This window comes from Marinitoga okinawensis, from assembly GCF_055387075.1.
In genome coordinates this window covers 645,940-662,724 of record NZ_AP042422.1, presented here as the reverse complement: position 1 = coordinate 662,724, position 16,785 = coordinate 645,940, and the positions used below count along the sequence as shown (strand labels likewise).

Here is a 16,785-nt window from a genome sequence, read left to right as displayed (position 1 = left end):
ATTATTTTTATTTATAACAAACAACGAAGTATAATTTTATCATTAGCAGAAATTCAGGAGATATTAGAAGAACTATATAGATATTATATCACATTTAAATAAAAAAATTCCCAGAATTATAAAATTCTGGGAATTTATAAATAAGATTATTTACTTTCTGCTTTTTCTTCTTCTTTTTTATCTATACTTTCAACTAATTGCAATAACGATAATTCAGCTGCATCCCCTTTTCTAAAACCTATTTTTAATATTCTTGTATATCCACTATTTCTATTTTCAAATATTGGAGCAATTTCATCTACAACTTTATTCGTAAATCTTTTATCATTGAAATATCTGTTTATTTGTCTTCTCAAAGCTACACTTCTATCCTTATTATCTGTGGTTTTTGCTTCTTTGGCTTTAGTTAATATTTTTTCAACCATGGGCCTTACTGCTTTTGCTTTTGCAGTAGTTGTTATAATGCTCCCATGTTCGAATACTTCTCTAGCTAAGTTTTTCAATAAAGATTTCCTATGTGAAGCATATCTGCTTAATTTATTTATCTTTACTCTATGTCTCATAATTCTTAGGCTCCTCCCTTCTGGATCTCATCATAATCCAATTGGAATTTTTCTAATAATTCCTTTCTAATTTCATCTAAAGATTTTTTACCGAAGTTTTTAATTTTCATTAATTCTTCAGGATCTTTTTTAAGGATATCTCTAACTGTATGTATTTTTTCTCTCTTTAAACAATTTTTAGCTCTTTTGCTTAAATCAAGTTCATCAATTTTTGTTTCTAACACTTCTATATTTATATTTTTAAATTCTTCTTCAACAGCTGCACCTGAACCATTTTCTTCTACATTAGTAGTTTCATTAGTTTCTATAAATGCAGAAGTTTCTTCTGAAATAGGCATATCTTCTTTCCAAGAAGAATAAATTATATTAAAATGTTCAATTAATATTTTAGTAGCTTTAACTAATGCTTCCTTTGGATCTATAGATTTTTTTGTCCAAATTTCCAATATTAATTTGTCATAGTCAGTTCTTTTACCCACACGCACATTTTCTGTTAAATAGTTTACTCTAATTACAGGACTATAAACACCATCTATATATATGTATTCTATATCCTTTGATAAGTCCATTTCAGATGTTGATAAAAATCCTTTTCCAACTGTTGCGTATAATTCCATTTCAAATTTTTTACTTGCGTTCATATTAGCTATTACTAAATTTGGATTAGCTACTTCGATTCCTGCAGGGGTTATTATATCACCAGCTGTAATTTTTGCAGGGCCCATTTTATCTATTCTTAATACTATAGGTTCTTTTAAATTATTTATATTATCAAAATCCAAAACTTTTAATTCAACCTTTTTCAAATTAACTGTAATTTCTAAAATATCCTCTTGAACGCCTTCTATTACATCAAATTCATGCAATTTACCAGGAATTCTAATGCTTGTTATAGCTAGTCCTGGTATTGAGGATAATAAAACTCTTCTTAATGCGTTACCTATCGTAACAGCATATCCTCTCTCTAAAGGCGACAAGACAAACCTTCCATATTTGTATTCCAATTCTTCTGATTCTTCCAAAGTTTCTAATATCATTTTTTCTGGTTTTACAAATTCCATTCATTACCCCCAATTTAGCTATTCTAAATTGGAGTGCACCCCCTTTCTTTTTGTTAGGCGCGTTTTTGCGATATTCAAGATAATAATCAATATTATTTTGAGTAAAGCTCGATAATAGCTTGTAAATCTACAGGAACTTCCATTTCGTCTAATGTTGGTAATCTTAAGAATGAACCCTTAAATGCATTATAATCTACTTCTATCCAATCTAATTTTCTATTTGATTTTTGAGCTAATTCTATACCTTGTTTAATAGGTAATATTGATCTACTTTTTTCTTTAACTTCGATAACATCTCCTGGTCTTACTCTGTATGAAGGTATATCAACTTTTTTACCATTAACTAAGAAATGTCCATGTCTTACTAATTGTCTAGCTGTTCTTCTATTTACTGCATATCCCATTTGATATACTACATTATCTAATCTAGTTTCCAAAATTCTCATCAAGTTTTCTCCTGTATTTCCTTCTTTTCTTGATGCTTCTTCAAAATATCTTTTAAATTGTCTTTCTAATATTCCATAAATTCTTTTTAAAGCTTGTTTTGCCCTTAATTGCAACCCATATTGTGTAGGTTTTTTAGTTTGTTTTCCATGTTGCCCTGGCGCATATGGCCTTCTTGCAAGAGCACATTTATCTGTATAACATCTTTCACCCTTTAAATATAATTTAAATCCTTCTCTTCTACATAATTTACAAAGAGATCCTATATATCTTGCCATTACATTCCCTCCTCTTTGGCTTTACATTCCTTTTCTTTTCTTTGGTCTACAACCGTTATGAGGTATTGGAGTTTTATCTTTAATATTTTCAACTGTTAATCCTGCAGCTTGTAAAGTTCTTATTGCAGATTCTCTTCCAGCACCTGGTCCTTTTACATATACATCTAATCTTTTTACGCCATATTTCAAAGCTTCTTTTGCAACTTTATCTGCTGCTAATTGTGAAGCATAAGGTGTTCCTTTTTTTGTTCCTGAAAAACCAGCTGTTCCTCCACTTGCCCAAAATAATGCATTACCTGATGGATCAGTTAATGTAATAATTGTATTGTTGAATGTTGATTGAATATGTACAACTGCTTTTTCAAGAGATATCTTCTTTTTCTTTTGAGATGTTCTTCTAGCCATCGCTAAACCTCCTTATTTTACTTTTTCTTACCGATTTTTGAAGGTCTTGGACCTTTTCTTGTTCTTGCATTTGAATGAGTCTTTTGACCTCTTACTGGTAATCCGTTCTTATGCCTATAACCTCTGTATGAACCTATTTCTATTAACCTTGCAATACTTTTTTGAACTTCTTGTCTTAATTCACCTTCTACAAGATAATGTTCATTAATATAATGAGTTATTTTACTAATTTCATCATCTGTTAAATCCTTTGCTCTTTTATCTGGATCAACACCTGTTGCCTGTAATACTTCCATTGCTCTATGTTTTCCTATTCCATATATATATGTGAGAGCAATGAATAACTTCTTGTTATTTGGCACCTCAACACCCAAAATACGTGGCATTCAAATTTCCCTCCTTTAAAATTATCCTTGTCTTTGATTATGTTTAGGATTTTTTGAACAAACTACCCATACTCTACCTTTTCTTCTTATAACTCTACAATGTTCACATCTTTTTTTTACTGAGGCTCTTACCTTCATTTGCTCATTCCTCCTCACTGCTTGGATTTTTCTTTATTCTCTCTCTCCTTATTATTCTACCTCTATTTAAATCATAAATTGATACTTCGACTATTACTCTATCTCCTGGAACTAATCTTATAAAATTCTTTCTCATTTTACCAGATATATGGGCTAAAATCTTATGTCCATTATCCAACTCTACCCTAAACGTTGCATTAGGTAAAGATTCTACAATATGACCTTCCATTACAATAACATCATCTTTTTTTGCCACGAACATCACCTCTCGGGCTAATTTAATATCGTCAATACTTCCGGACCATCTTTAGTAACTACAAAGGAATTTTCATAATGGGCCGCCAATGAACCATCAGCAGTAACTGCTGTCCAACCATCGTCCAGCACCTTTACTCTCCAATCACCCATAGAAACCATAGGTTCAACGGCAAATGTCATTCCTTCCCTAATTAATGGCCCTCTACCTTTTTTCCCATAATTTGGGATTTGTGGATCTTCATGTAATTTTCTACCAACCCCATGACCAACATATTCTTTAATTATAGAAAACCCAAATGATTCAACATATGTTTGTATTGCGTAGCCTATATCTCCTATTCTATTTCCAGGAACTGCTTGTTCAATACCTAACCAAAATGATTTTTCAGTAACTTCTACCAATCTTTTTGCTTCTTCAGTTGCTTCACCAATAATAAATGTTCTAGCAGCATCTGCAATATAGCCTTCTAAAGTTAATCCCATATCTATTGATACTAAATCACCATTTCTAAATATTTTATCTTTTAGTGGGAATCCATGAACTATTTCTTCGTTAACAGAGATACAAGTTGCATAAGGAAATCCTGCATATCCTTTAAAAGTTGGTATAAAACCTTTTTCTTTCATATAGCTATTTACAAATTTTTCAACTTCATAAGCATTTGATCCTTCAACAACTAAACTTTTTATTTTCTCAAAGAGGATAGCGAGCTGTTGCCCAGCCCGCCTCATCTTATCAATTTCGGATTGTGTCTTTATCAAAATCATTCTATCGCTTCCAATATATTAAACACTTTTTTTGTAACTATTTCAACAGTACCACTACCGTCTACTGTAAAGAAATGATTATATTTTTTATAAAATTCAATTACAGGATATGTTTTTTCCATATACACTTTATATCTATCCCTTACTACTTCTTCTTTATCGTCATCTCTTTGAATCAAATCCACTCCACAAATATCACACTTATTATCTACTTTTGGTTTTAAAGTTATTGTATTATATATTTTACCACATTTAGGGCAAATTCTTCTGGAGGTAATTCTTTTTACTATTGTTTCTTCATCTACCTCAAAGTAAATGATTCCTGTTATAGGATTACTTAATTCATTCAAAATTTTTTCTAATGCTTCAGCTTGTGGTAGTGTTCTTGGAAATCCATCTAAAATAAAACCTTTTTTTACGTCTTCCTTTATTAATCTATCTTTTATTACATCTAACATTATTTCATCAGGAACTAATTGGCCACTATCAAGAATTGATTTAACTTTTTTACCTAGTTCACTTCCCGAAGCAACTGCTTCTCTTAACATATCTCCAGTTGAAATATGAGGTATATTATAATGTTTAGAAACCTCTTTAGCAATTGTGCCTTTACCTGCTCCAGGAGGTCCAAAAAATAACAAATTTAATTTTTTCATATTATCTCCTCCCGCGGAGTTTACCTTTCTTCATAAATCCTTCATATTGTCTTGTAATCATATGTGCTTCAATTTGTTGCATTATATCTAACGAAACACCAACTGCAATAAGTGCTGAAGTTCCACCAATCCATATATTAACTCCAGAAGTACTTCTAATAATATATGGTATTAATGATATAACTACTAAAAATAAAGCACCAATAAATGTAACTCTCATCATTGTTTTAGTTATATAGTCCGATGTTGGTTTTCCAGGTCTTATTCCAGGAATAAAACCGCCATATTTTTTAATGTTTTCAGAAATGTCATTTGGATCTATAACCACTGAATTATAAAAATAAGCAAAGAAGAATATCAATAATGCATATATAATCAAATACAATGGTGTTCCATAACCAAACCATCTAGAAATCCATTGAGATCCTGTTGCAGTAGCAAGCATAGTTGGTAAAGTCATAATAGCTGATGCGAAAATGATTGGTAAAACTCCACCGCCGTTAACTTTTATTGGAATATATGTTGAAGCTCCACCATATATTTTATTTCCAACAACTCTTTTTGCATATTGTACATTAATTCTTCTTTCTGATGTTTGTAAATAAACTGTTCCTACTACAACAGCTATTGCAACTATAATTAATATTATCCATTCAAATACGCTTAATCTTCCTACTAAACCACTAGCGATATATTGAGGAAATCTAGCAACAATACCTGCAAAAATTAATACAGAAATACCATTACCAATACCCTTTTCTGTTATCATTTCACCTAACCATAATAAGAACATTGTTCCAGCCACAATTGAAGTTGTTGCAATTAATATAAATAATAAATAATTTAAATTTTGAGATCTATATGCTGCAACTCCTAATGATAAGAAAAATCCTTGAAGTAAAGCAAGACCTAATGTAACTTGTCTTGTTAATTTTCCAAATTTTTTTCTTCCCTCTTCCCCTTCTTTTAACATTTCTTTCAAACTTGGTATTACAGAAGCTAATAATTGTAAGATAATTGATGCATTAATATAAGGAGTTACACTTAAAACAAATATAGAAAATCGTTTTAAAGAACCTCCAGTAAATACATCAAAAAAACTAATAAGCCCTTGTGATGCTCCACCTAATCCTGCAATAAAGCCTTCCCATCTAGATAAATCAATTCCAGGAATAGGAATATATATACCTACTCTAAATGCAATTAAAGCTAACAATGTAAATATAATACGATCCCGGAGTTCCGGGATCTTCCACATATTTTTGAATGCGTCTTTCATCAGTGAATCACCTCGACGTTTCCGCCGGCTGATTCTATTTTTTCTTGTGCTTTTTTACTAAATGCATGTGCTTTAACTTTTAATGGTTTTGTCAATTCTCCATTTCCTAAAACTTTTACACCATCTTTTATTTTTTTAATTATTCTTTTTTCTAATAATTTTTCTGGTGTTACTTCTTCATTAGCTTCAAATTTATTCTCTAATACAGAAATATTTACTTCTGCAAAATCTTTTTTAAACGGCGCATTAGTAAAACCATATTTAGGTATTCTTCTAAATAATGGTGTTTGACCGCCTTCGAAACTTGGTCTTACTTTTCCTTTACCTCTTGACTTTTGACCTTTATGACCCTTACCAACTGTTTTACCTAACCCTGAACTCCAACCTCTTCCAGTTCTTTTTGCAACTTTTCTTGATCCTTCGGTGGGTTTTAAGTCTGATATTTTTAAAGACATATTTGCTACCCCCTCATTCTTCAATTTCTTCAACAGTCACGAGATGTTGAACTTTTGTTATCATACCTCTTATCTCAGGTCTGTCTTCTTTTACTACTACTTGATTTGGCTTTCTTAAACCTAAGGCATCTAAGGTGGCGAGTTGTCTATAATTTTTTCCCGCTCTTCCTCTTACAAGTGTTATTTTTAATTTAGCCATTTCTTATCCCTCCTTATGGGCACCTTGGAATACCTTTGTAACACTCAAATCTCTGAGCTCTGCATATTCTTTTGGTGACTTTAATTCTTTTAATCCATTCAATGTAGCTTTAGATAAATTTATTGATGTTGTTGATCCTAAAGCTTTTGAAAGAATATTATGAACTCCTGCTAATTCAACAACAGCACGAACTGCCGCAGAAGCAATAATACCAGTACCTGGTCCTGCTGGTTTTAAAAGAACTTTTGAAGCATCTTGTCTTCCAAGAACTTCATGAGGAATAGTACCATTTTTTATTGGAACTTCTATTATATTTTTCTTAGCATTCTGGATTGCTTTTCTTATAGCTTGTGGAACTTCTCTAGCATTTCCACTACCTACTCCTACTTTTCCATTTTTATTTCCAACGACAGCTACAACTCTGAATGAAATATTTTTTCCACCTGTTGTAACTTTTGTAACTCTTCTTATTTCTATTATTCTTTCTTCAAATTCTTCAGCAGCTGCTGAAGCCATTAAATTCTTATCTAAGGCCATTTCCTGTCTACACCTCCTTAAAAGTCAAGACCTGCTTCACGTGCAGCATCAGCTAATGCTTTTATTTTACCATGGTATTGGAAGCCGCCTCTATCAAATGTTACCTTTTTTAATCCTTTTTCTAAAGCTCTTTTTGCTATTAATTTTCCAACTTCTTTAGCAGCTTCAATATCCCATGTTTTTTCTAAATTGAAATCTTTATCAATAGTAGAAGCAGCTGCTAATGTATGACCTTTTGTATCATCTATAATTTGAACATATATGTGTTTATTACTCTTGAAAACTGCCATTCTTGGTCTTTCAGGAGTTCCAAAAACTTTTCTTCTAACCCTTAAGTGCCTTTTATTTCTTAATTTTTTCCTTTGGATGGGTTTAATCATCTGGTCAGCCTCCCTTAAACTTTCTTACCTTGTTTTCTGATAATTACTTCACCAACATATTTAATACCTTTTCCTGAATATACATTTGGTTTTCTAAATCTTTTTATTTTTGCTGCAACTTCACCTACTAAATATTTATCTATTCCCTTTACTATAACTTTATTAGGTGCTGGAACTTCTATTGTAATTCCTTCAGGTGGAAGGTATTCAATAGGATGTGAATAACCTAATTGCAATACTAATTTTGATCCTTGCATTGCAGCTCTATAACCAATTCCTAAAATTTCCAACTCTTTAGTAAAACCTTCTGTTACACCTTTAATCATATTTTTTACTAATGATGCATATGTTCCTTGGAACATATTTATTCTTTTGGCATCACTTTTTCTTTTCATGCTATTTTCATTTCCATCAACATATATTTTATTATCTTCAATTCTAAATTTTACATATGGTAAATATTCTTGAGATAGTTCACCTTTAGGACCTTTAACTTTTATTATATTTTCGTTAACTGTCACTTCTACTCCATTTGGTATATCTATTGGATTTTTTGATATACGTGACATTTATTCAGCACCTCCTACCAAACGTAACAAATTAATTCTCCACCGACTCCATATTCTCTTGCTTCTTTGTCGGTAAGAACGCCTTTTGAAGTTGAAATTATTGATATACCCATTCCACCTTTTACAACTGGAATTCTATCTTTTGATACATAAACTCTTCTACCAGGTTTTGAAACTCTTATTATACTATGAATAACGTGTTGTCTATTTTTTCTATCGCCTTTATATTTTAATTGAATTTTTAAAATTCCTTGTTTTCCATCTTCTATAAATTTATAATCAGAAATATATCCTTCTCTTTTTAAAATTTCAGCAATATTTCTTTTTAAATTTGATGCTGGAATTTCTACACTTTCTTTCATAACAAGGTTTGCATTTCTTATTCTTGTAAGCATATCTGCTACGGGATCACTCCACATTAAGATTCCCTCCTTACCAACTTGCCTTTTTAACGCCTGGTAATTTTCCTTCCAAGGCTAACTTCCTGAAACATACTCTACATAATCCGAATTCTCTATACACAGCTCTAGGTCTTCCACAAACTATACATCTAGAATATTCTCTAGTTTTATATTTTTTTGGTTTCTTCCATCTTGCAACCATTGATTTTTTTGCCATTATTTACCTCCTCCTTAATCTCTCTTGAAAGGGAAGCCCATTAATTGAAGGAGTTTTCTTGCTTCCTCATCAGTTTTAGCAGTTGTTACAATTGTAATATCCATACCTTGAACCCTTTTAACTTGATCTGGTTTCAATTCTGGAAATACTAATTGTTCACTTAAACCAAATGTATAATTTCCTCTTCCGTCAAAACTATTTGGATTCATTCCTCTAAAATCTCTTAGTTTTGGGAAAATAATATTAATTAATTTATATAAAAAATTATACATTTTCATGCCTCTTAATGTTACTTTAGCACCAATAGGCATTCCTTCTCTCAATTTGAAGTTAGCAACACTTTTTTTTGCTTTTGTAATAATAGCTTTTTGACCAGTAATTATTGATAATTCTTGTGCATGTTTCTCAACAACATCAGCATTTCTTGAGCCCTCGCTAATTCCCATATTTACAACAATTTTAACAATTTTTGGAACTTCATGAATGTTTTTATATCCAAATTCCTTCATGAGGGCTGGAACTACTTCTTTTTCATACTCATTTTTCAATGGAATGTATTCATATCTCATAATCTATTCCTCCCTCATTAAACCTTATCTATAATTTCGTTGCATTTTCTACAAATTCTTACTTTTTTTCCTTCTTCTAAGAATCTGTATCCAACTCTTGTTGGTTTTCCACAACTTGGACAAACAACCATTACTTTACTTACATGTATAGGAGATGGTTGTTCTATAATTCCACCTTCTCTTAATTGTTGAGTAGGTCTTTGATGTTTTTTTACTACATTAACATTTTCAACAATAATTTTGTTTAATTTAGGAATAACTCTTAATATTTTTCCTTCTTTTCCTTTATCTTTTCCAGAAATTACTCTAACTAAATCACCTTTTTTTACTTTCATACTCTCACCTCACCATACTTCTTGTGCAAGAGATGCTATTTTAGTATAACCTGCTTCTCTCACTTCTCTAGCAATTGGTCCAAAAACACGAGTTCCAACAGGCATATTATTTTTATCGATCAATACAGCAGCATTTTCATCAAATCTTATATGAGAACCATCTTTTCTTTTTATTTCTTTTTTAGTTCTAACAACTACTGCTTTTACAACTTGACCTTTTTTTATGTCTGTGTGTGGAATAGCTTCTCTAACGGAACATACCACAACATCACCGATTGTTCCTACTGATTTATGGAATCCACCTAAAACTCTTATTACTCTTAAAACTTTTGCTCCTGAATTATCTGCTGCCCTTAAATAACTTTCAGCCTGGATCATTATGCGTCACCCCCAACTTCTTCCACTGCTTCGGGTGTTTCATTATTTTTTTCCGCGAAAATATTCTTCTTAATTATTCTAACAACTTTCCATGTTTTTGTCTTTGAATATGGTTTTGATTCTTCGATTTCCACAATATCTCCTAAACCACATTCATTATTTTCATCATGAGCATGAAATTTTTTTGATTTTTTTACAAATTTCTTATATATAGGATGTTTTATTCTTCTTTCAACTTTAACAGTAACAGTTTTATCCATTTTGTCACTTACAACTTCGCCTATTAAGGTCTTTTTAGGCATTACTCATTACCTCCTTATACCCAATTCCCTTTGTCTGAGAATTGTTTTTATTCTTGCTATATCTCTTCTTACCATTTTTATGGAAGCAGTATTTTTTATTTGTCCTAATTCATGTTGAAATCTCATTTCAAATAATTTCTTTTTTGATTCTTCTAATTTTGCTTTTAATTCATCATCTGTTAAATTGATTAATTCTGCTACTTGTTTTTTCATTTTGCTTCCCCCCTTATATGGTACCTGGGTACGATTTTTGTCTTAATTGGTAATTTAGTTGCTGCATATAATAGTGCTTCTTTTGCTAATTCTTCGGAAGTTCCAGCAATTTCAAATAATACTTTACCTGGTTTTACTACTGCTGTCCAACCTTCAACATCACCCTTACCTTTACCCATTCTTGTTCCAATTCCTTTTGAGGTTATTGGTTTGTCAGGGAATATTTTTATCCAAATTTTACCATTTCTTTTTAAAGTTCTAACCATTGCCAATCTGCATGCTTCTATTTGTTGTGAAGTTATTAAAGCTGGTTCTAATGCCTTTAAACCCCATTCACCAAAATCAACTAATGTTCCACCTTTTGCATTACCTTTCATTTTTCCTCTTTGTATCTTTCTATATTTATATCTCTTTGGCATTAACATTTAAATCACGCCCTCCTTTAGTTCATAACTGAGTGTCGCCTTTATAAACCCATACTTTTATACCAATTGTACCAGATAATGTTTGTGCTTCTGCAGTTCCATAATCAATATCTGATCTTAAGGTTTGTAAAGGTAGTCTTCCTTCCATATACCATTCAGTTCTTGCTATTTCAGCACCATTAAGTCTTCCAGAAACCATTATTTTAATTCCTTTTGCACCTTTCTTTAAAGCAGCTGAAATTGCTCTCTTCATTGCTCTCTTGTATGATGCTCTTTTTAATATCTGTGCTGCAATGTTTTCAGCAATTAACAATGCATCAACTTGAGGGTTTCTAATTTCATCAATATTTATTCTTACATTTCTATCATTAACCATTTTTTCAATTTCTTTTTTTAAACCTTGAATTTCAACACCTTTTCTTCCTATTATTATTCCAACTCTTACAGCTTTTATTGTAATGTTTATTTGCGTTGATGATGGTCTTTCAATTAAGATGTCTCCAATACCTGCTTCATAATATTTATTCTTAATATAATCTCTAATTTTTAAATCTTCTTTTAAGAATTCTGCATAATTATTTTCACTAAACCAATTAGCTTTCCATGGTTTTGAAATTCCTAACCTAAATCCATATGGATGTACTTTTTGACCCACGGACATTCCACCTCACTTCTGAGATTTTAACTCTTTTTCTTTTTCTCTGTCTCTAACAACAACAGTAATATGTGCTAATCTTTTTTGTAAAATATCAGCTCTTCCTCTTCCTCTTGGCCACAATCTTTTCATTCTTGGACCATCATTTACATATACTTCTGCAACATATAAATTGTCAGCATTTAAACCAAAATTATTTTCAGCATTTGCAATTGCAGACACTAAAATTTTATATGTTAATCTTGCAGCTTTTTTTGGACTAAACATTAATATTTGTAATGCTTCATCTACATCTTTTCCTCTAATAGCATTAACTACTGACCTTGCTTTTTTAGGGGAAATTCTTAAATATTTTGCTGTTGCTTTTGCTTCAATCTTTGGCTGTGCTGCTTCTGCTTCTTTTCTTAATTTATGAAAAACTGATCTTTTCAATCTTTTACCATCTTGAACTCTTGATACAGCCATGGTTACGTCCCTCCTCATTTCACCTTACCTTTTTTTGCCTTTTTGTCAGCATGACCTCCAAATCTTCTTGTAGGTGCAAATTCACCTAATCTATGTCCAATCATGTGTTCTGTTATATAAACAGGTATATGTTTCATACCATTATGTACAGCAATTGTATGTCCAATCATTTCAGGTAAAATCATAGAAGCTCTACTCCATGTTTTTACAACTTTCTTTTCACCTTTTTCATTTAATTCTCTGATCTTTTTCAACAGACTTGGGTGTACATATGGCCCTTTTTTCAATGATCTACTCACTTACAGCACCCCCTAGGTTACTTTTTTCTTCTTCTTACAATAAATTTATCTGATTTTCTCTTACCACGTCTTGTTTTGTATCCTTTAGCAGGTGTTCCCCAAGGACTTCTTGGTATATGACCTTTACTTGCACCTTCACCACCACCCATTGGATGGTCAACTGGGTTCATAGCCATACCTCTAACATGTGGTTTTTTACCTAACCATCTTGTTCTACCTGCTTTACCAAATACTTCATTTATGTGATCTTCGTTTCCTACCATTCCTATTGTAGCCATACATTTTACGTGAACCCTTCTTAATTCACTTGAAGGCATTCTTAATAATGCATATTTACCTTCTTTTGCCATTAATTGTGCATATGTTCCGGCTGATCTAGCTATTTTTGCACCCTTTCCTGGTTCAAATTCTATGTTATGAACAATTGTACCAACAGGAATATTTTCTAAAGGTAATGCATTACCAGGTTTTATTTCAGCATTTGAACCAGATGTTAATATTTCTCCTACTTTTACACCTTTAGGAGCTAATATATATCTTTTTTCACCATCTGAATATACTAATAAAGCAATTCTTGCACTTCTATTAGGATCATATTCTATTGAAACAACTTTTGCAGGAACTCCAAATTTTTCTCTTTTAAAATCTATTAATCTATATCTTCTTTTATGTCCTCCACCTCTGTGTCTCATTGTTACTCTTCCATAAGCATTTCTACCGCCTGTTTTTTTGAGAGGTTGTAACAATGATCTTTCAGGGGAGGTTTTTGTAATTTCTGAAAAATCAGTAATTATCATAAATCTCCTAGAAGGAGTTACTGGCTTAAATTTTTTAAGACCCATTCTTGCTCACCTCTCCTTATAAATTACCTTGAAGATCTTTTATAACGTATCCTTCAGCTAATTTCACTATAGCTTTTTTCCATGATCTAGTTTTACCTTCAAATCTACCTAACCTTTTTGGTTTTGGTTTAACATTCATAATATATACTTTTTCAACCTTTACATTAAATATATCCTCAACAGCTTTTTTTATTTCTGGTTTTGTTGCATCTTTTGCTACTTCAAAAGTATATTTACCTTCACTCATTAGCATATATGTTTTTTCTGTGAGGATCGGCCTTATAACAATATCATATTTAAATTCATTTTTATTCATTAGCCGAGCACCTCCTCAATTTTTGCAACTGTATCTTTTGTAAGAATTACTTTTTCATTATTTATTAAATCAAATACATTTAATCCATCAACATTTGTTTTATTCCCATCTTTTCCTTGATTAGGGTTATCTGCAATAATAACCTTTAACCCAGGGATATTTCTTGATGATAATTTAACATTAATATATCCATCTTTTTTCCACGGCAAAACAATTAATGTTTTTGTGTTTTCAAGACCAAAATTCTTTAAAATTTCTTTCATAGATTTTGTTCTTGGTTTTTCAAAGCTTAAATCATCAATAACAAATAAATTATTTTCCTTTACCCTTACACTTAAAGCTGATTTTAAAGCTAATTTTTTCATCTTTTTAGTTATCTTTTTAGACCAATCTCTTGGTTTTGGTCCAAAAGTAACCCCACCATGTCTCCATAACGGTGATCTTGTAGAACCTGCTCTTGCTCTACCAGTATGTTTTTGAGCCCAAGGCTTTCTTCCGCCACCTCTAACTTCTGCTCTGGTTTTCGTTGAAGCTGTCCCTCTTCTTCTGTTTGCTAATTGCATATCAACATATCTGTACAACAAGTCTAAATTAGGTTCAATTGAAAATATAGAATCATTAACATCTATAGTTCCGATTTTTTCTCCTTTAACCGAATAAAGGTCTAATTGAGCCATTCTTACTTACCTCCTCGTTCTTCATTTTCGGGGCTTATTTTTTTATTGCCTCTCGGATTATTAATAATCCACCCCTCGCACCTGGAACTCCACCTTTAACTGCTAATAGGTTGTTTTCTTTATCAATTTTTACGACTTCTGAGTTTAATACTGTAACTTTTTCATTTCCATATTGTCCAAACATCTTTTTACCTTTAAATACTTTAGCTGGTTCTGTATGGTTACCTGTTGAACCTAATGCTCTATGGAATTTTGAACCATGAGTTTTTCTTCCGCCACCAAAATTCCATCTTTTCATCGCACCAGTATAACCTCTACCCTTTGACCAACCAGTTACATCAATTTTTTCTCCTTCTTCAAAAACCGTTACATCAATAACTTGACCAATCTCATAATTATCTACATCTTCTACTTTAAATTCTTTTAAAACTCTCATTGGTTTTACTCCAGCTTTCTTGAAAATTCCTAACTTTGGTTTGTTTACTCTGTGTTCTTTCATTTCTTCAAAACCAACTTGAATTGCTTTGTAACCATCTTTTTCTTCAGTTTTCTTTTGAACTACTACACAAGGTCCAGCTTTAATAACTGTGACCGGGATGGCTTTACCATCTTTATAAACTCTTGTCATACCTACTTTTCTTCCTAAAATACCCTTCATGCTAATTCACCTCCAGAGCCCGATCAAAAATTAAGCTTTCATATCTACTGATACACCCGATGGTAATTGTATCTTTAATAGTTGTGTAACTGTTTCTTGAGTTGCATCGTAAATATAAATAACTCTTTTGTGTACTCTTTTTTCAAATTGTTCTCTTGAATAATTGTATTTATGTGGTGATCTGATTACTGTATAAATTGTTTTTTCTGTTGGTAATGGAATAGGTCCTGAAACCTTTGCATTACTTTGTTTTACTGCATCAATAATCTTTTGAGCAGATTCATCTAACAATCTATGATCATAAGATTTTAATCTTATTTTGATCAATTTCTTTGCCATATAAACCCTCCTTTAAGCATTTAGCAAAGGGAGCGTGGAAGCTCCCCGATTTTATATTTTATAGTAAAAACTTTGCAAAAAGATTTTCTTATTCTACTATTTCTGTAACAACTCCAGCACCAACTGTTCTTCCACCTTCACGAACAGCAAATCTCATATTCTTTTCTAATGCTACTGGGTAAATTAATTCTACAGTTGTTACAATGTTGTCACCAGGCATTACCATTTCTGCTCCGCCTTCAAATTCTAATAATGTACCTGTAACATCAGCTGTTCTAATGTAGAATTGTGGTCTGTAACCTTTTTTGAATGGAGTATGTCTTCCTCCTTCTTCTTTCTTTAATACATAAATTTGTGCTTTGAATTTTTTATGTGGTGTGATTGAACCTGGTTTTGCTAATACTTGACCTCTCCACACTTCATCTTTGTCAATACCTCTTAATAAACAACCAACGTTGTCACCAGCAATACCTTCATCTAATAATTTTCTGAACATTTCTACACCAGTTACAACTGTTTTTCTGATTTCATCTGTCATACCAACAATTTCTACTTCATCACCTGGGTGAATAGCACCTCTTTCAATTCTTCCTGTGACAACTGTACCTCTACCTGTAATTGAGAATACATCTTCAACAGGCATTAAGAATGGTTGATCAACAGGTCTTTGTGGTTCTGGGAAGTAGCTATCTACTGCATCCATTAATTCATAGATTTTTTGTACCCATGGATCATCTGGAGAATCTGCTTCTAATGCTTTTAATGCAGAACCTTTAATTACAGGAACTTCATCTCCAGGAAATTCGTATTGATTTAATAATTCTCTTACTTCCATTTCAACTAATTCAATAATTTCTTCATCATCAACCATATCTGTTTTGTTTACAAATACAACTATTGCAGGAACATTAACTTGTCTTGATAATAATACGTGTTCTCTTGTTTGTGGCATAACCCCATCTGTTGCTGCTACAACTAAGATAGCACCATCCATTTGTGCAGCACCTGTAATCATGTTCTTGATGTAGTCAGCGTGACCTGGACAGTCAATATGTGCGTAATGTCTGTTATCTGTTTCGTATTCAACGTGTGCAATATTAATTGTAATACCTCTAGCTTTTTCTTCTGGAGCTTTATCAATTTGTTCAAATGGTGTGAAATCTGCGTATCCTTTCATTGCTAATGATTTTGTAATAGCTGCTGTTAATGTTGTTTTACCGTGGTCAATATGCCCTATAGTACCAATGTTCATATGTGGTTTGTTTCTGATGAACTTTTCTTTTGCCATTTTCTTTTCCCTCCTCTATCTTTTGTGATG

Annotated in this window: 32 protein-coding genes; all 32 read right to left on the bottom strand. The window is 31.8% G+C overall.

Annotated features, from left to right (window positions below; all coding sequences use genetic code 11):
- Positions 1 to 146: 146 nt before the first annotated feature.
- A complete protein-coding gene (gene rplQ / locus ACZ5CK_RS03290) occupies positions 147 to 563 on the bottom strand; it encodes a 50S ribosomal protein L17 (RefSeq protein ID WP_464582482.1) in 417 nt (138 codons plus the stop codon).
- A gap of 5 nt (positions 564 to 568) precedes the next feature.
- Positions 569 to 1,624, bottom strand: coding sequence for a DNA-directed RNA polymerase subunit alpha (locus ACZ5CK_RS03285; protein WP_464582481.1), 1,056 nt, complete (start codon positions 1,622 to 1,624; stop codon positions 569 to 571).
- A gap of 92 nt (positions 1,625 to 1,716) precedes the next feature.
- Entirely contained in the window at positions 1,717 to 2,346 is a 630-nt protein-coding gene (rpsD, locus tag ACZ5CK_RS03280) for a 30S ribosomal protein S4 (protein WP_464582480.1), read from the bottom strand.
- Between the two features lie 21 nt (positions 2,347 to 2,367).
- On the bottom strand, positions 2,368 to 2,751 hold the full coding sequence (rpsK, locus tag ACZ5CK_RS03275) for a 30S ribosomal protein S11 (RefSeq protein ID WP_464582479.1): 384 nt from the start codon (positions 2,749 to 2,751) through the stop codon (positions 2,368 to 2,370).
- Positions 2,752 to 2,768: 17 nt separating this feature from the next.
- Complete coding sequence (rpsM, locus tag ACZ5CK_RS03270; protein WP_464582478.1) at positions 2,769 to 3,137, bottom strand: 30S ribosomal protein S13; 369 nt, start codon at positions 3,135 to 3,137, stop codon at positions 2,769 to 2,771.
- 21 nt (positions 3,138 to 3,158) lie between these two features.
- On the bottom strand, positions 3,159 to 3,275 hold the full coding sequence (gene rpmJ / locus ACZ5CK_RS03265; protein ID WP_047265664.1) for a 50S ribosomal protein L36: 117 nt from the start codon (positions 3,273 to 3,275) through the stop codon (positions 3,159 to 3,161).
- Between the two features lie 4 nt (positions 3,276 to 3,279).
- On the bottom strand, positions 3,280 to 3,537 hold the full coding sequence (gene infA / locus ACZ5CK_RS03260) for a translation initiation factor IF-1 (RefSeq protein ID WP_464582477.1): 258 nt from the start codon (positions 3,535 to 3,537) through the stop codon (positions 3,280 to 3,282).
- A gap of 11 nt (positions 3,538 to 3,548) precedes the next feature.
- Positions 3,549 to 4,301 carry a type I methionyl aminopeptidase gene (gene map, locus ACZ5CK_RS03255; protein ID WP_464582476.1) on the bottom strand — a complete coding sequence of 251 codons (753 nt, stop codon included), beginning with the start codon at positions 4,299 to 4,301 and terminating at the stop codon, positions 3,549 to 3,551.
- The gene (locus tag ACZ5CK_RS03250; protein WP_464582475.1) at positions 4,298 to 4,957 is read right to left on the bottom strand and encodes an adenylate kinase; all 660 of its coding nucleotides are present in this window, start codon (positions 4,955 to 4,957) and stop codon (positions 4,298 to 4,300) included. The genes map and ACZ5CK_RS03250 overlap by 4 nt, the downstream gene beginning before the upstream one ends.
- A gap of 1 nt (position 4,958) precedes the next feature.
- Positions 4,959 to 6,236 (bottom strand): preprotein translocase subunit SecY, encoded by a 1,278-nt coding sequence (gene secY / locus ACZ5CK_RS03245; protein WP_464582474.1) that lies wholly within the window; start codon positions 6,234 to 6,236, stop codon positions 4,959 to 4,961.
- Positions 6,236 to 6,691: a 50S ribosomal protein L15 gene (gene rplO, locus ACZ5CK_RS03240; protein WP_464582473.1), complete on the bottom strand. Its 456-nt coding sequence runs from the start codon at positions 6,689 to 6,691 to the stop codon at positions 6,236 to 6,238. The genes secY and rplO overlap by 1 nt, the downstream gene beginning before the upstream one ends.
- Before the next feature lie 13 nt (positions 6,692 to 6,704).
- Positions 6,705 to 6,890: a 50S ribosomal protein L30 gene (gene rpmD, locus ACZ5CK_RS03235; RefSeq protein ID WP_464582472.1), complete on the bottom strand. Its 186-nt coding sequence runs from the start codon at positions 6,888 to 6,890 to the stop codon at positions 6,705 to 6,707.
- A gap of 3 nt (positions 6,891 to 6,893) precedes the next feature.
- Entirely contained in the window at positions 6,894 to 7,427 is a 534-nt protein-coding gene (gene rpsE / locus ACZ5CK_RS03230) for a 30S ribosomal protein S5 (RefSeq protein ID WP_464582471.1), read from the bottom strand.
- Between the two features lie 17 nt (positions 7,428 to 7,444).
- Entirely contained in the window at positions 7,445 to 7,807 is a 363-nt protein-coding gene (gene rplR, locus ACZ5CK_RS03225) for a 50S ribosomal protein L18 (RefSeq protein WP_464582470.1), read from the bottom strand.
- A 14-nt stretch (positions 7,808 to 7,821) separates the two neighbouring features.
- Entirely contained in the window at positions 7,822 to 8,376 is a 555-nt protein-coding gene (rplF, locus tag ACZ5CK_RS03220) for a 50S ribosomal protein L6 (protein WP_464582469.1), read from the bottom strand.
- A 14-nt stretch (positions 8,377 to 8,390) separates the two neighbouring features.
- The gene (gene rpsH, locus ACZ5CK_RS03215) at positions 8,391 to 8,795 is read right to left on the bottom strand and encodes a 30S ribosomal protein S8 (protein WP_464582468.1); all 405 of its coding nucleotides are present in this window, start codon (positions 8,793 to 8,795) and stop codon (positions 8,391 to 8,393) included.
- Positions 8,796 to 8,808: 13 nt separating this feature from the next.
- Positions 8,809 to 8,994 carry a type Z 30S ribosomal protein S14 gene (locus tag ACZ5CK_RS03210; RefSeq protein WP_014296355.1) on the bottom strand — a complete coding sequence of 62 codons (186 nt, stop codon included), beginning with the start codon at positions 8,992 to 8,994 and terminating at the stop codon, positions 8,809 to 8,811.
- Positions 8,995 to 9,008: 14 nt separating this feature from the next.
- A complete protein-coding gene (gene rplE / locus ACZ5CK_RS03205) occupies positions 9,009 to 9,563 on the bottom strand; it encodes a 50S ribosomal protein L5 (protein WP_464582466.1) in 555 nt (184 codons plus the stop codon).
- Between the two features lie 17 nt (positions 9,564 to 9,580).
- The gene (gene rplX / locus ACZ5CK_RS03200) at positions 9,581 to 9,898 is read right to left on the bottom strand and encodes a 50S ribosomal protein L24 (RefSeq protein WP_464582465.1); all 318 of its coding nucleotides are present in this window, start codon (positions 9,896 to 9,898) and stop codon (positions 9,581 to 9,583) included.
- Positions 9,899 to 9,907: 9 nt separating this feature from the next.
- On the bottom strand, positions 9,908 to 10,276 hold the full coding sequence (gene rplN / locus ACZ5CK_RS03195; protein WP_464582464.1) for a 50S ribosomal protein L14: 369 nt from the start codon (positions 10,274 to 10,276) through the stop codon (positions 9,908 to 9,910).
- Complete coding sequence (gene rpsQ / locus ACZ5CK_RS03190; RefSeq protein ID WP_464582463.1) at positions 10,276 to 10,578, bottom strand: 30S ribosomal protein S17; 303 nt, start codon at positions 10,576 to 10,578, stop codon at positions 10,276 to 10,278. The genes rplN and rpsQ overlap by 1 nt, the downstream gene beginning before the upstream one ends.
- A 6-nt stretch (positions 10,579 to 10,584) precedes the next feature.
- Entirely contained in the window at positions 10,585 to 10,791 is a 207-nt protein-coding gene (gene rpmC, locus ACZ5CK_RS03185) for a 50S ribosomal protein L29 (protein ID WP_072864136.1), read from the bottom strand.
- Positions 10,788 to 11,216, bottom strand: coding sequence for a 50S ribosomal protein L16 (rplP, locus tag ACZ5CK_RS03180; protein WP_464582462.1), 429 nt, complete (start codon positions 11,214 to 11,216; stop codon positions 10,788 to 10,790). The genes rpmC and rplP overlap by 4 nt, the downstream gene beginning before the upstream one ends.
- 22 nt (positions 11,217 to 11,238) lie before the next feature.
- Positions 11,239 to 11,871, bottom strand: coding sequence for a 30S ribosomal protein S3 (gene rpsC / locus ACZ5CK_RS03175; RefSeq protein WP_464582461.1), 633 nt, complete (start codon positions 11,869 to 11,871; stop codon positions 11,239 to 11,241).
- Between the two features lie 12 nt (positions 11,872 to 11,883).
- On the bottom strand, positions 11,884 to 12,336 hold the full coding sequence (rplV, locus tag ACZ5CK_RS03170) for a 50S ribosomal protein L22 (RefSeq protein ID WP_464582460.1): 453 nt from the start codon (positions 12,334 to 12,336) through the stop codon (positions 11,884 to 11,886).
- A 14-nt stretch (positions 12,337 to 12,350) separates the two neighbouring features.
- Positions 12,351 to 12,635, bottom strand: a complete 285-nt coding sequence (gene rpsS, locus ACZ5CK_RS03165; RefSeq protein WP_464582459.1) for a 30S ribosomal protein S19 — start codon at positions 12,633 to 12,635, stop codon at positions 12,351 to 12,353.
- A gap of 17 nt (positions 12,636 to 12,652) precedes the next feature.
- Positions 12,653 to 13,477: a 50S ribosomal protein L2 gene (gene rplB, locus ACZ5CK_RS03160; protein ID WP_464582458.1), complete on the bottom strand. Its 825-nt coding sequence runs from the start codon at positions 13,475 to 13,477 to the stop codon at positions 12,653 to 12,655.
- Between the two features lie 16 nt (positions 13,478 to 13,493).
- Positions 13,494 to 13,793 (bottom strand): 50S ribosomal protein L23, encoded by a 300-nt coding sequence (rplW, locus tag ACZ5CK_RS03155; protein WP_464582457.1) that lies wholly within the window; start codon positions 13,791 to 13,793, stop codon positions 13,494 to 13,496.
- Positions 13,793 to 14,470: a 50S ribosomal protein L4 gene (gene rplD / locus ACZ5CK_RS03150; RefSeq protein WP_464582456.1), complete on the bottom strand. Its 678-nt coding sequence runs from the start codon at positions 14,468 to 14,470 to the stop codon at positions 13,793 to 13,795. The genes rplW and rplD overlap by 1 nt, the downstream gene beginning before the upstream one ends.
- 34 nt (positions 14,471 to 14,504) lie before the next feature.
- Positions 14,505 to 15,128 (bottom strand): 50S ribosomal protein L3, encoded by a 624-nt coding sequence (rplC, locus tag ACZ5CK_RS03145; RefSeq protein ID WP_464582455.1) that lies wholly within the window; start codon positions 15,126 to 15,128, stop codon positions 14,505 to 14,507.
- A 30-nt stretch (positions 15,129 to 15,158) separates the two neighbouring features.
- Positions 15,159 to 15,467, bottom strand: a complete 309-nt coding sequence (rpsJ, locus tag ACZ5CK_RS03140) for a 30S ribosomal protein S10 (protein WP_047265687.1) — start codon at positions 15,465 to 15,467, stop codon at positions 15,159 to 15,161.
- Positions 15,468 to 15,555: 88 nt separating this feature from the next.
- Positions 15,556 to 16,755 carry an elongation factor Tu gene (tuf, locus tag ACZ5CK_RS03135; RefSeq protein ID WP_464582454.1) on the bottom strand — a complete coding sequence of 400 codons (1,200 nt, stop codon included), beginning with the start codon at positions 16,753 to 16,755 and terminating at the stop codon, positions 15,556 to 15,558.
- Positions 16,756 to 16,785 lie beyond the last annotated feature (30 nt).

Bases quoted from the DNA above. Each gene is read 5' to 3' on its own strand.
- rplB (WP_464582458.1), bottom strand. From the start codon at position 13,477: ATGGGTCTTAAAAAATTTAAGCCAGTAACTCCTTCTAGGAGATTTATG.
- rpsK (WP_464582479.1), bottom strand. From the start codon at position 2,751: ATGGCTAGAAGAACATCTCAAAAGAAAAAGAAGATATCTCTTGAAAAA.
- rplW (WP_464582457.1), bottom strand. From the start codon at position 13,793: ATGAATAAAAATGAATTTAAATATGATATTGTTATAAGGCCGATCCTC.
- rplP (WP_464582462.1), bottom strand. From the start codon at position 11,216: ATGTTAATGCCAAAGAGATATAAATATAGAAAGATACAAAGAGGAAAA.
- ACZ5CK_RS03285 (WP_464582481.1), bottom strand. From the start codon at position 1,624: ATGGAATTTGTAAAACCAGAAAAAATGATATTAGAAACTTTGGAAGAA.
- rplC (WP_464582455.1), bottom strand. From the start codon at position 15,128: ATGAAGGGTATTTTAGGAAGAAAAGTAGGTATGACAAGAGTTTATAAA.
- rpmC (WP_072864136.1), bottom strand. From the start codon at position 10,791: ATGAAAAAACAAGTAGCAGAATTAATCAATTTAACAGATGATGAATTA.
- rplV (WP_464582460.1), bottom strand. From the start codon at position 12,336: ATGGCTGTATCAAGAGTTCAAGATGGTAAAAGATTGAAAAGATCAGTT.
- rpsH (WP_464582468.1), bottom strand. From the start codon at position 8,795: ATGTGGAGTGATCCCGTAGCAGATATGCTTACAAGAATAAGAAATGCA.
- rplQ (WP_464582482.1), bottom strand. From the start codon at position 563: ATGAGACATAGAGTAAAGATAAATAAATTAAGCAGATATGCTTCACAT.
- rplE (WP_464582466.1), bottom strand. From the start codon at position 9,563: ATGAGATATGAATACATTCCATTGAAAAATGAGTATGAAAAAGAAGTA.
- rplX (WP_464582465.1), bottom strand. From the start codon at position 9,898: ATGAAAGTAAAAAAAGGTGATTTAGTTAGAGTAATTTCTGGAAAAGAT.
- rpsQ (WP_464582463.1), bottom strand. From the start codon at position 10,578: ATGCCTAAAAAGACCTTAATAGGCGAAGTTGTAAGTGACAAAATGGAT.
- map (WP_464582476.1), bottom strand. From the start codon at position 4,301: ATGATTTTGATAAAGACACAATCCGAAATTGATAAGATGAGGCGGGCT.
- tuf (WP_464582454.1), bottom strand. From the start codon at position 16,755: ATGGCAAAAGAAAAGTTCATCAGAAACAAACCACATATGAACATTGGT.
- rpsM (WP_464582478.1), bottom strand. From the start codon at position 3,137: ATGCCACGTATTTTGGGTGTTGAGGTGCCAAATAACAAGAAGTTATTC.
- rplF (WP_464582469.1), bottom strand. From the start codon at position 8,376: ATGTCACGTATATCAAAAAATCCAATAGATATACCAAATGGAGTAGAA.
- rpsJ (WP_047265687.1), bottom strand. From the start codon at position 15,467: ATGGCAAAGAAATTGATCAAAATAAGATTAAAATCTTATGATCATAGA.
- ACZ5CK_RS03250 (WP_464582475.1), bottom strand. From the start codon at position 4,957: ATGAAAAAATTAAATTTGTTATTTTTTGGACCTCCTGGAGCAGGTAAA.
- rplO (WP_464582473.1), bottom strand. From the start codon at position 6,691: ATGTCTTTAAAAATATCAGACTTAAAACCCACCGAAGGATCAAGAAAA.
- rplD (WP_464582456.1), bottom strand. From the start codon at position 14,470: ATGGCTCAATTAGACCTTTATTCGGTTAAAGGAGAAAAAATCGGAACT.
- rpmJ (WP_047265664.1), bottom strand. From the start codon at position 3,275: ATGAAGGTAAGAGCCTCAGTAAAAAAAAGATGTGAACATTGTAGAGTT.
- secY (WP_464582474.1), bottom strand. From the start codon at position 6,236: ATGAAAGACGCATTCAAAAATATGTGGAAGATCCCGGAACTCCGGGAT.
- rplN (WP_464582464.1), bottom strand. From the start codon at position 10,276: ATGATCCAGGCTGAAAGTTATTTAAGGGCAGCAGATAATTCAGGAGCA.
- ACZ5CK_RS03210 (WP_014296355.1), bottom strand. From the start codon at position 8,994: ATGGCAAAAAAATCAATGGTTGCAAGATGGAAGAAACCAAAAAAATAT.
- rpsE (WP_464582471.1), bottom strand. From the start codon at position 7,427: ATGGCCTTAGATAAGAATTTAATGGCTTCAGCAGCTGCTGAAGAATTT.
- rplR (WP_464582470.1), bottom strand. From the start codon at position 7,807: ATGATTAAACCCATCCAAAGGAAAAAATTAAGAAATAAAAGGCACTTA.
- infA (WP_464582477.1), bottom strand. From the start codon at position 3,537: ATGTTCGTGGCAAAAAAAGATGATGTTATTGTAATGGAAGGTCATATT.
- rpmD (WP_464582472.1), bottom strand. From the start codon at position 6,890: ATGGCTAAATTAAAAATAACACTTGTAAGAGGAAGAGCGGGAAAAAAT.
- rpsD (WP_464582480.1), bottom strand. From the start codon at position 2,346: ATGGCAAGATATATAGGATCTCTTTGTAAATTATGTAGAAGAGAAGGA.